This is a genomic window from Janthinobacterium darwini (assembly GCF_051380905.1).
Classification (GTDB): Bacteria; Pseudomonadota; Gammaproteobacteria; order Burkholderiales; family Burkholderiaceae_D; genus Janthinobacterium.
In genome coordinates this window covers 2,840,178-2,851,745 of sequence record NZ_JBNYXX010000001.1, presented here as the reverse complement: position 1 = coordinate 2,851,745, position 11,568 = coordinate 2,840,178, and the positions used below count along the sequence as shown (strand labels likewise).

Annotated in this window: 5 protein-coding genes; all 5 read right to left on the bottom strand. The window is 68.0% G+C overall.

What is annotated here, in order from left to right; translation table 11 throughout:
- Positions 1–27: 27 nt before the first annotated feature.
- The 5 genes from ACQ4WZ_RS13105 to ACQ4WZ_RS13085 all read right to left on the bottom strand — a co-directional run bounded on the left by ACQ4WZ_RS13105 (position 28) and on the right by ACQ4WZ_RS13085 (position 11,560).
- Positions 28–1,251 (bottom strand): TolC family protein, encoded by a 1,224-nt coding sequence (locus ACQ4WZ_RS13105; protein WP_436573622.1) that lies wholly within the window; start codon positions 1,249–1,251, stop codon positions 28–30.
- A 179-nt stretch (positions 1,252–1,430) separates the two neighbouring features.
- Positions 1,431–8,561, bottom strand: coding sequence for a hypothetical protein (locus ACQ4WZ_RS13100; protein WP_436573621.1), 7,131 nt, complete (start codon positions 8,559–8,561; stop codon positions 1,431–1,433).
- Positions 8,562–9,312: 751 nt separating this feature from the next.
- Entirely contained in the window at positions 9,313–10,314 is a 1,002-nt protein-coding gene (locus ACQ4WZ_RS13095) for a hypothetical protein (RefSeq protein ID WP_133992515.1), read from the bottom strand.
- On the bottom strand, positions 10,311–11,183 hold the full coding sequence (locus tag ACQ4WZ_RS13090; RefSeq protein ID WP_101480576.1) for an ABC transporter ATP-binding protein: 873 nt from the start codon (positions 11,181–11,183) through the stop codon (positions 10,311–10,313). The genes ACQ4WZ_RS13095 and ACQ4WZ_RS13090 overlap by 4 nt, the downstream gene beginning before the upstream one ends.
- Positions 11,180–11,560 (bottom strand): GntR family transcriptional regulator, encoded by a 381-nt coding sequence (locus tag ACQ4WZ_RS13085; RefSeq protein ID WP_436573620.1) that lies wholly within the window; start codon positions 11,558–11,560, stop codon positions 11,180–11,182. The genes ACQ4WZ_RS13090 and ACQ4WZ_RS13085 overlap by 4 nt, the downstream gene beginning before the upstream one ends.
- Positions 11,561–11,568: the final 8 nt, after the last annotated feature.

The window sequence follows — 11,568 nt, the reverse complement described above, 5'->3', positions numbered from 1 at the left end:
TGGCATCATGTCGGTGTCAATTCGGTGTCAATTCGGGCGTGCCAGGCCTGCCGGCGCCGTGCGCCCGGCCAGCGTGCCCGTTTGCGCGGCCAGGCGCAGGCTGGCGGCAATCGCCTGCGCGCGCGTGTCTTCCAGTGAAAACTGCGCCTGGGTCGCTTCGCGCACTGCGTTGAGCACATCGTTCCAGGTCTTGCGCCCGATCACGTACTGGCGCGCATACGATTCGAACACCTGCGTCGATGTGGTGCTGGCCTCGCCCGCATTGCCCAGGCGCTGGCGGCTGGCCTCGGCCTCGTTCCAGTCCAGCGTAAAACGCTCGCGCACGTCGCGTTCGGCCGCATCGTGCGCGGCGCGCGCGCCTTCGCGTTTGGCGACGGCTGCGTCCACGCCAGCCTTGGCCGACAGGCCGGCGCCCGGCTGCGCCTGCAGCACCAGCATGGCGCGCGTACGATTGTCGGCATTGATGCCGCCCGTGGGCTTTTCCATGCGCAGCACGACTTTCGGCATGTAGGCCGAGCGCTGCAGGGTGATGTCGGAATCGGCTGCCTGCGCCTCGAAATCGAGGCGTTGCAGGGTAGGGGAGTAGGCTATGGCCTGGCGCATGACCCGTTCCAGGCTGGCGTCGGGCCGCGGTTCGCCCACGCCGATGCCGGTGCTGCTGACGAGGCGCACGGGCTTGCCGGCCAGTTGCGACAGCTGCGCCAGGGCGTTTTCCAGCGCCTGGCGTGCATTCGACACGTCGTTGGCCGCCTGGTAGCTGCGCGATTCGGCCAGGCGCTGGTCCGTTTGCGAACTGACCGACTGCACCACGCGGCGTTTGATCATGTCCAGCAGGCGCTGGTGCTCCGCCAAGCCCTCTTCGGCCGAGCGTACGCGCGCCGTCTGGCGCAGCGCCTCGGTATAGGCGGCAATCACGCGCAGGGAGAGGGTCAGGCGTTCTTCCTCGATGGCCGCCCCAGCTGCGTCGACCCGGCTGCCGGCGGCATCGATGCCGGCGTCAATGCGGCCACCGCTCCACAGGGGCTGCTCGATGCGTACCACGCCGCCTGTTTCCTGCGAACCGGTGGGCACTTCGGCCGACAGGCTGGGAAAGCGCTGCCATTGCGCGCCATCGAGCTCGGCCCGTGCAGCCGCCTGTGCGGAGCGCTTGCCCTGGACGGCCGGATGGCTTTGCAACGCTTGCTGCAAGATCTGGTCGAAGGTCCAGGCGGTGGCACCCTGGGCGCTGGCGAAAGAGGATACCGATGCCATGGCCACGGCCGCCAGCAAGGCCGCGATGCCTGGCAGTGAGGATATTGCTGGGAAACCGCGTAATCTCATCCCGTATTTTTCCGGCACTAGGCCTGACGCATTTCAAGGTGTGGCGGGAGCGCGCTGTTTTGCGCTCCCGCTGCCGTGCCAGGCGCGACGCCTGGCGTGGGTGCCCTGCCTCAGACGACGAAGTTGGCCGCCGTCAGTTGCGTGATGTTCACCCCGCTCAGCAGTACCAGCGCCGTGTCGATGGCGTTGGCGTTGCTCAGGTCGCTTGAGTGATACACCGTCACGGCGCCGCTGTTTTGCGCATCGGCGATGACGATGTAGCCCTGGCCCGACAAGACGCTGCTGTCGGCCGCGATGGCGCTGGCCGCCGCGCCGATCGACACGGATGTGCCGTCGAAGATGAACAGGTTGTCGTTGCCAAAGTCCGTGCTCAGATTGACGCCCACGGCCACCGCTGCCGTCAGGTCGGCGATGGCCGACATGTCGATCACGTCGCCGCCCGCCGCTGGCAATCCGGTGTGGAAGTCGGCTACCGTCAGCGGGTTGTGCAGGGCATTCTGGCTCAGTACGAACAGCTGGTTGGCGTCCGTCAGGTCGGCCTGCGCCTGGGATGCCGCCGCTGCGGCGGCATCGGCATTCGCCGCTACCGTCAGCGCACTGGCGTCCGTCAGGTTCGCCTGCGCTTGCGCCGATGCGGCGGCGGCCGCCGCCGCATCGGCGGCCAGGTGCAGGGCGTTGGCGTCGGTCTGGGCGGCCGTCTGCGCCGCTGCCAGCGCCGCTGCCGCTGCCGCATCGGCGGCCTGGGTGAGGGCCACGGCATCGGTCTGGTCTGCGATGGCTTGCACGGCGGCGGCGTGGGCCGCGTCCGCATTCGATATAAGCGCCAGGGCGCTGGCGTCGGTTTGCGCGGCGAGTGCGTTTGCCTGCGCCAGGGCGATGTCGGCCGCCTGCGCATCGGCATTGGCCTGGGCCGCCGCCGCGTCGTCCGCCTGCGCTGCGTTGGCATTGGCATGCGCCTGCGCCGCTGCTGCCGCTGCGCTGGCGGCGGCGGCGTCATCGGCTTGGGCTGCTTGCAGGGCCAGCAGGGAAGCGGCTGCCTGCGCCTGCGCCAGCGGTGCGGCCGCATCGGCGGCATGGGCGGCCAGCGCGGCCGCCGCCGCGTTGTTGGCGTTGAGGGTGGCTGCCGCTGCAGCCGTATCGTCCGCCTGAGCCGCCTGCGTGAGTGCCAGCGAGATGGCGGCAGTGGCCGCCGCAGCTGCGGCGGCATCGTCGTCGTTCTGTGCAGCGGTGGCCGCTGCCAGGGCGCTGGCAGCCGTTGCCGCCGTGCTGACGGCCAGGGCGTCGGCGGCGATGGCGGCCGTGTGCGCGGCGGTGGCGGAGGCGGCATTGGCCGCTGCCTGGTTGGCGGCCGTGTCGTCGGCCTGCGCCGCCTGGGCGGCCAGCAGTGACGCTGCCGCTGCGGCGGCGCTGGCTGTGGCGGCGGCATCGGCGGCTGCCGCTGCCGTGGCAGCCGTTTGCGCCAGCGCTGCGGTGGCGGCCGCATCCGCTGCGGCCTGGTCGTCGGCGACGGCGGCGTCGTGCGCAGCCTGAGCGTTGGCGGCGTTGGCCGCTGCCAGCGCGGCTGCCGCGTCATCGGCCTGCGCCGCTTGCGTGGCTGCCAGGGTAATTGCTGCCGCGACGGCCGCTGCCGCTGCCGCTGCATCGGCGTCATGCGCGTTTTGCGCCGCCAGTTGGGCGGCGGCTGCCGCAGCGGCGGTGGCGGCGACGTTGGCGTCGGCTGCCAGGGCTGCGTCCAGCGCCAGTTGCGCATTTGCCGCAGCCGTGGCGGCCGCGGCCGCCGTGGCATCGTCTGCCTGGGCATTGAGCGTGGCGGCCAGCGAAGTTGCCGCTTGCGCCGCTGCCGCTGCCGCTGCTGCATCGGCATTTTGCGCCGCGACCGCCGCAGTATGTGCTGCGATCGCGTTCGCGGCAGCGGTGGCCGCCGCCGCATCGTCTGCCTGGGCTGCAGCCAGCGCCGCATGGGCGGCCGCCGCATTGGCATTGGCCTGGGCAGCGTCATCGGCCGATCCCTGGGCGGCGAGGAGGAGATTCAGTTTCAGCGTTTTGTCATTGTCGGCATCCGTGGCGTTGGTATCGGCCGTCACGGCGGCGTTCAGGTTGGCGATGGCCGCGTTCAGCGCGGCATGGGCATTGAGGGCAGCCGTGTCGGCCAGTTGTGCCGCCAGCGTCGCGGCCGCCGAGAGCGCGGCCGTGTGCGCGGCATTGGCGGCGGCATCGTCGGCGGCCAGCGCCGCGCTGGCTGCTGCCAGTGCATTGTTGGCTGCCGTCGCGAGCGCGGCCAGCCCTGCATCGGCCGCCAGCGCGGCATCGGCAAGGACTTGTGCGGCGGCTGCAGCGGCCGCCGTGCTGGCCGCCGTGGCGTCGGCACCCAGGGCGGCATTGGTGGCGGCGAGCGAGGCGCTGGCAGTCAAGATTGCCGCATTGAGTGTTGCCGTGGCGGCATTCAGGGCCGCTTGTGCGTTGCTGGCCGCCGTGCTGGCTGCCGCGGCAGCGCTGTCGTCGGCCAGGGCCTGGTTCAGCGCCGCCAGCGCGCTCGCCGCCGCTGCCGCGGTCGTGCCGACGGCGAGATCGGCGGCCTGGGCGGCCTGGGTGGCTGCCAGCGAGATGGATGCCGTCAGGGCGGCGGCGGCAGCGGCGATATCATCCGCTTGCGCGTGCTGCGTGGCGGCGGCCGAAATGGCGGCCACGGCGGCGGCTGCCGCGGCGGCGGTGTCGGCGGCGGTAGCGGCGACGGCGGCCGCCGTTGCATTGGTGGAGTTCAGTACAGCCGCAGCGGCCGCCGCATCGTCGGCCAGGGCCGCATTCAGGGAGGTTAGCGCGTTGGCGGCGATGGTGGCGGCGCTGGCGGCGGCACTGTCGGCCAGTTGCGCCGCTTGAGCGGCCGCGTGCGAGACGTTGGCGACGGTGGCGGCCGTCGCAGCCGCCAGATCGTCGGCGACGGCGGCGGCAGTGGCTGCGCTCGCCGTCACGGCGGCGGCGGCCGTGGCGGCCGCATTCGCGTCCGCCTGCAAGGCCGCATTCAGGGCTGCCAGGGCATTGGCCGCCGTCGCTGCCGTCGCGGCGGCGGCTGTATCGGCTGCCTGCGCCGCCTGGGCCGCTGCCAGCGAGGTGGCAGCCACGCCAGCGGCAGTTGCCGCGAGCGTGTCGTCCAGCTGCGCCGCCGTGGCTGCTGCCTGGGACGTAAGGGCCAGGGTGGCGGCGGCGGTGGCGGCATTGTCGGCCGCGAGCGCATTGTTCAGGGCGGTCAGGGATGCAGCAGCCGTGGCGGCTGTCGAGGCGGCCGCCGCGTCGTCCGCTTGCGCCGCCAGGGCAGCGGTGTTCGACAAGCCGGCCGTGGTGGCGGCGACGGTAGCCGCCAGCGCCGCCACCAAGTCGAGCGGATGGGCCGTGGAATAGGCAGCCAGGGCGGCCGCATTGGCGGCGTCGTTGTTGGCGATGGTGGTCAGGGCGGCGGCATCCGTCAAGGCGGCCTTGGTGGCTGCCACGGTGGCGGCCGTGACGTCGAGCGTGTGGGCGGTGCCCAGCAGGACGGCATCGGTGAGGCCTGCAACGGTGGCCGCCGCCGTGGCGGCGGTGGCATTCGCGGTCGCTGCCAGGCCCAGGGCGACGGCGTCCGTCAGGTTGGCCGTCGTCTGTGCGGCGGTGGCGGCAGCTGCATCGACGGTGGCCGTCAAGCCCAGGGCCACGGCGTCCGTCAGGGCGGCCGTGGCGGCGGCTGTGTTGGCGGCGGCCGTGGCGGCTGTCGAGACGGTGCCCAGGGCCACGGCATCCGTCAGGTTGGCGACGGCGGCAGCGGTGCTGGCGGCCGTGTTGGCCGCCGTCGACACGAGGCCCAGTGCCACGGCGTCGGTCAGGTTGGCCGTCGTTTGCAGGGCGGCAGCGGCTGTCGCGTCGGCCGTGGCAACCAGGCCCAATGCCGTCGCGTCTGTCAGCGCTGCCGTGGCGGCGGCCGTATTGGCAGCGGTGTTTGCGGCTGCCGAGAGCGTGCCCAGGGCCACCGCATCGGTCAGGTTGGCAACGTTCGTCGCTGTATTGGCGGCGGTGGCAGCGGCCGTGGCGAGCAGGCCCAGGGCGGCGGCATCCGTCAGGTTGGCCGTTGCCTGCAATACGTTTGCGTCGGTCGCGTCGGCCGTGGAAATGAGTCCCAGCGCTGTGGCATCCGTCAACGCCGCCAGGTTGGCGGCGGAGGTCGCGACCAGCGCATCGGCATTCGAGATGAGGCTCAGCGCGATGGCGTCGGTCTGGCCAGCGTTCGTGACGGCCGCAGCCGCAGCCGCGTCGGCGGCCGACGACACCAGGCCCAGGGCCACGGCATCGGTCTGGTTGGCAACTAATTGTGCCGTCGTCAGCGCGTTTTGCGCCAGCGTATTGGCGGCCGTCAAGCTGGCGACAGCCGTCTGGGCGGCAATTTGAGCGGCGGCGTCGGCAGTGGAGATGATGCCCAGCGCACCGGCATCGGTCAGTGCGGCTGTGGCAGCGGCGGCAGTAGCTGCGGCCTGTGCCGCGGCTGCGGCGCTGACGGCCGAGATGTCGTTGCCGCCCAGCAGGGCGGCCGTTTCCGCCGCCGAGACGGCGGCAGCGGCGGCGGCGGCGAGCGCGACGGCATCAGTCGCACCGGCGATGGTTTGCAGGCCGGCCGCCGTCAATGCATCGGCGGTGGAGATCCCGGCAAGGATGGTGGCATCGAACAGGGCGGCATCGGCATCGGCGCCATCGGCACCGAGCTGCAAGGCATTGACGGTAGCCGTCAGGGCGATGACGCTGGTCTGGCCGGCCGTGACGTTGGCGGCAAGGGCGGCGAGGTTGGCCAGATTGAATGCATTCAGGGCAACATTAACGTCCAGCAGGCTGGCTTGTGTATTGGCGGCAGCCGCATCGGCATCCGCCTGGTCGGCTGCTTGCTGCAGGGCAACGACATCGGTCTGGTCGGCAACTATCTGGGCATTGGCGGCATCGCTGGCGGCGGCTGCGTCGGCAGCGGCCAAGGCGGCCGCATCCGTCTGGTTAGCCGTCGTTTGCGCTGCCAGCGCGGCGGCGGCATCGGCGTCGGAAATCAATTGCAGGGCGGCGGCGTCCGTCAATGCCGCTTGCGCGGCGGCGCTCACGGATGTGCTGGCAGCCGCATCGGCCGTGATTTGCAGGGCGGCAGCGTCGCTCAGGTTGGCGGTGACGACGGCATTCGCCGCCACGGTGGCGGCAAGGGCTGCTGCGGCGTCGAGCGCGGCGGCATCGCTACTGGCGGCCAAGGCGGCGGCTGCCGCAGCAGCAGCGTCGGCATCGGAAATCAGGGCCAGCGCAGCCGCATCGGTCAGGTTGGCCTGTGCCTGTGCCGCATCCGACGCCAGGGTGGCTGCGTCGGCGATCAGGCCCAGGGTGGGCGCGTCCGTCATGTTCGCCTGTGTCTGTGCATTAGCGGCGTTCGTCGCGGCCGCGTCGGCGGCAGCCTGCAGGGCGACGGCGTCGGTGGCGTTGGCGATGGCAGCGTCCTGGGCGGCAACGCCGGCAGCGGCGTCCGCTGCCATGGTCAAGGCGACGGCATCGGTCAGACCCGCTTGCGTACTGGCCGCGGCGGCGGCATTCGCTGCGGCGGTGGCGGCGATGCCCAGTGCCGCGGCGTCGCTGGCATTGGCGGCTGCCGCTGCATTCGCTGCCGCGGTAGCGGCCGCATTCGAGGCGGCGGTCAGGGCGGCGGCATCGGTGGTGGCGGCCACGCTGGCGGCTGCGGCGGCATTGGCGGCATCCGCATCGGAAATGATGGCCAGGGCGGCGGCATCGGTCAGGCCGGCCTGGATGCCGGCCGCGACGGCGGCGTTGGCGGCGGCCGTTGCCGCCAGGTCCAGCGCGGCGGCGTCCGTGGCATTGGCCAGCGCCGTGGCGGCGGCAGCTGCGGCGGCGTCATTGGCTGAGTTGACAGCCAGCGCCGCCGCATCGGTCAGCGCTGCCTGGGTGTCGGCTGCGGTCGCGACCACGTCGGCTGCATCGGCGATGGCTTGCAATGCCGGAGCGTTGGTCTGGTCCGCTTGCGTTTGTGCCGCATCGGCAGCGGCGTGCGCGGCGGCGGCGGCGGCGGCGGCCGTGACGGCAGCCGCATCGTCGTTTTGCGCCGACGTGGTGGCGGCCTGGGAGATGGCGGCGGTAGCGGCAGCCGCAGCGGCCGCGTTGTCGTCATTCGTGGCGGCGGTAGCGGCCGCTTGCGCGCCGGGTACGGCGGCGGCCGTGCTGGCCGCCAGCGTATCGTCGTTGGTGGCGTTATTTGCAGCGAGCAAGGCTGCTGCCGCTGCTGCTGCGGCCTGTGCCGCCAGCTGGTCGGCCAGGAGGGCGGCATTCGCCGCTGCCAGAGAAGCTGCTGCCGTAGCCGCTGCCGCGGCGGCGCTGGCGTCATCGGCCAGGGCATTGGCCGTGGCTGCTGCGGCCGCCGCGGCGGCCAATATTGCCGCGTCGGTGACGATGATGGTGGTGGATTGGTTGCCCGTGCCACCGGTGCCACCGGTGCCGCCCGTACCACCGGTGCCGCCTGTGCCGCCTGTGCCGCCTGTGCCATCGGTACCGCCCGTGCCACCGGTACCGCCCGTACCCTGGCCGCCGGTCGATCCACCCGTCCCCGTGCCGCCCGTGCCAGTACCACCTGTGCCACCTGTGCCACCTGTGCCAGTGCCGCCCGTGCCTGTGCCGCCCGTGCCCGAACCGCCGGCCGCGGCGCCGCCTCCGCCGCCACCGCCTGCCGCAGCGCCAACCAGACCAAGGCCGCCGAGCGCACCCAGCACGCCAAGGCCGCCCAGGCCACCCGCAGCGCCGGCACCTGCTCCGGCACCCGCACCAGCCGAGGCGCCGGCGACATCCACGACACTGCCGCTGGGAATCCCGGCGGCGCCTGCACCCGCGCCCGTGGCGCCTGCAGCGCCACCGTTGTTATCGCTTTGCTGCGTGCCGGGATCGGCGCTGGCGTTACCGGCCTGGCCTGCGGCCGCGCCACCGCTACCTGCAGCCAAGGCGGCTGCAGCCACCGCAGCTGCCGCGCCCAGGGCGCCGGCATTGCCGCTATCGGCGCTTCCCGTGACTTCGACGACATTTTCAGGCGGCATGGTCTGGCTGGCATCGGCTCCTTGTATGAGTTCGTCGTCGTCATACTGCTTGCGGTCGCCGTTTTTCGGATTGGCGGCTTTTTTTGCAGGCGTCGCGATCTTGGTGGCAGCGCCTTCGGCATTGACGGGAGCTGGAGCTGGATTTTGGGTGGTGGCCATTTTAATGTCTCCGGAAGTTGGCATATATTCGTTCAATTTTTTAAAATATTAAAAAATTAATAATGTAATTCGTTTCCTTACTTACTCCGGCATGGCTTGGGCCGTGGTTGAACTTTGGTGTCGCCGTTGTTGATAGTGGCAAGTAAAACATAACTGGAAAAAAATCGCTGGCGCTCTTCAGTAATATGAAAAATGTTATTTTTGCATTTGTTTTTTTGTGGCTACGTTTGCGCGTATTTTTTCGCCTCGAATGGGTCCTTCGGGCGATATCTACTGTCAGGACGCGGTCTTTACATGAAGGTAAGACCTGCTGTCACTCTGAGGATAGTTTCAATTTTGAAACTATAAATTCCATTTTGATCACTCAATATGGCTTTATTCTGCCTAGCTTTGCAGGAGGGAATAGTCACGAATTGTCACGAAATAGGCTGTTCCGGCTGAATCTGCTGCCGTTTTCCAGTATTTCTGCGCCTTTCATCCAAAAAGCCGTCTCGCTATCGAATTGCTAGTTGTGGTTTTTTTGTTTTTTGTTGATGTAATGTGATGGCTAATACGATTCTATATAAATAATTTTTTGCAATTATTATATCTATTTGGTGCTATCGATTGAGTAGCCTTTATTTGATGCGGAGATGGTCTGATAATAACTATCAGGAGAATAGTTATTATTTCAGGTGGCCGAATGGGGCAAAAAATGGAAAACGCCCCGACGGGCGGGGCGTTTTTTGATGAGGCAGGGATCGTGTGCTTGTCAGTCTTCTTCGCGCCAGCGGCGCAACCGGATGGCAGCGTATATCAGCGCCGCGCCTGCCGCTGCGCCCAGCCAGACGGCTGGCATGGCCAGGCTGGACCAGGAATTGCTGAACACATCGATGCGTGTCATGTGCGACCCCCCCTCTGCCAGGGCGTGCATGCGCGGCAGCAGTTCCGGTTCGAACAGATACCAGCTGCCGGGGAGAGTGCCCAGCAGCGCGCGTCCGATGACATTCATCTGTATCCAGTTGACGTCGCTTTCCGTCTGCGTCAGCTTGCCGGCCCAGACCGTCAGGATGAGCAGCAGCAAGGGCACGCCGACTGCCCACAGGAAGACTTTCGACTTGGCCCAGCTCGATACCATCAGCAGCCAGCCCACCGTCGGCAAGGCCCACAGGCAATACACGGGCAGCAAGCCGAACACGCGCAGCGGTCCCAGGTATAGCCCGGGAGAACCAAGCAAATCGACAAACACGTGGATGCCGTTGGCCGCCAGCACGCCGCTCAGGATCAGGATCAGGGCCAGCGAAGTCAGGCTGGCGGCGGCCGCCACGATGAGCGGCGCGACCAGCAGGGCGATGGCCGCTTTCGACAGCACCGTTTGCGCATCCGAGACGGGCAGCGATTTCCAGAACAGTACGCTTCGGTCGCGGCGGTCGTCATGCAGGGCGCTCAGGCAATAGAAAAATACCAGGAAGCCCAGCGCCAGGAACAGCGGCGCGGCCGCATATGTATAGTTGTTGGCGACGGCATCGATGATTTCCGTACGGCGCGGGCCGAAGGTGCGGGTATTGAAGACGGTGCTCCAGGAAATTTCTTCGCCATTGACGATGAGCGCCGTGTGCATTTTGCTCTTTGCAACGGTCGCGGCCGCCATCAGGGCGCCCAGCAGCGTCATGACGATGCCGATCAGGGCCGGCGTCCACACCAGCATGCCCTTGTGTTCCCACAATTCACGCCGGAGCAGCCATTGCATCTTGTTTGCAGGGGAAATGCTCATTGGTACGATCCTTTCATGGTCGCGACAAACAGGTCAGCCAGGCTGGGCGTGCGTACTTCGCCCAGGGCAGCCAGCTGGGTGCGAGCGACGCCGTCGAACAGCATCACCGACTTGCCAAACACGCTGCGTTCGCTGATCGGCTGCAGGGCGCGCGCTGGATTGAGGTGTTGCGGGCCCACCATCACCTCGATGTAGCGCTCGCCCACCTCTTCCATGGTCGAAGCCAGCACAATCTTGCCGTCGCGAATGAACATCAGGTCGCTGAGGATATGTTCCACTTCCTCGATCTGGTGCGTGGTGATGACGATGGTCTTGTTTTCGTCGAAATAGTCTTCCAGCAGGTTCTGGTAAAACTGCTTGCGGTACAGGATGTCGAGGCCCAGGGTGGGCTCGTCGAGCACCAGCAGTTTGGCGTCGATGGCCATCACCAGCGCCAGGTGCAGCTGCACCACCATGCCCTTCGACATGGCCTTGACCTTCATCTTCGGCGCCAGCTTGGTGTGGGCCAGGTAGCGTTCGGCCTTGCTGCGATCAAAACGTGGATGCACGCCGGCAACGAAATCGATGGCGTCGGCCACGCGCAGCCAGCCCGGCAGGATGGCCACGTCGGCGATGAAACACACATCGTCCATCAGCGCGTCGCGCTGCACGCGAGGATCGCGCCCCAGCACCGACAACTCACCGTCGAAGCCCGTCAGGCCGAGGATGGCTTTCAGCGTGGTGGTCTTGCCGGAACCGTTAGGCCCGATCAAGCCGACGATGCGCCCCGGCGCGATGTCAAAGCTGATGCCATCAATGGCCACCTGTTTGCCATACTGCTTGCGCAGGCCCCGAGCGCTGATGACGCTATCGTTGTTCAATGCATTCATGCGCTCTCTCCGTGTGCGCCACTGTCGCGGCTCGCTTGCAGCAGTTGATCGAGGTTCAGGCCCAGTTGCGTGATGCGTTCCAGCATCGCCGGCCATTCTTCGCGCATGAAGCGTTCGCGTTCACTGGCCAGCAATTTGTCGCGGGCGCCTTCCAAGACATACATACCGAGTCCTCTGCGTTTTTCCACCAGGGCATCGTCGACCAGTTCCTGATAGGCGCGCGAGACCGTGATGGGATTCAATTGATAGTCGGCCGCCACCTGGCGCACCGAAGGCAGGGCGTCGCCGGACTGCAGCACGCCATCGAGCATCATGCCCACCACCCTGGCCTTGAGCTGGCGGTAGATGGGGCTATTGTCATTCCATTCCGCGCTCATGGGATGCG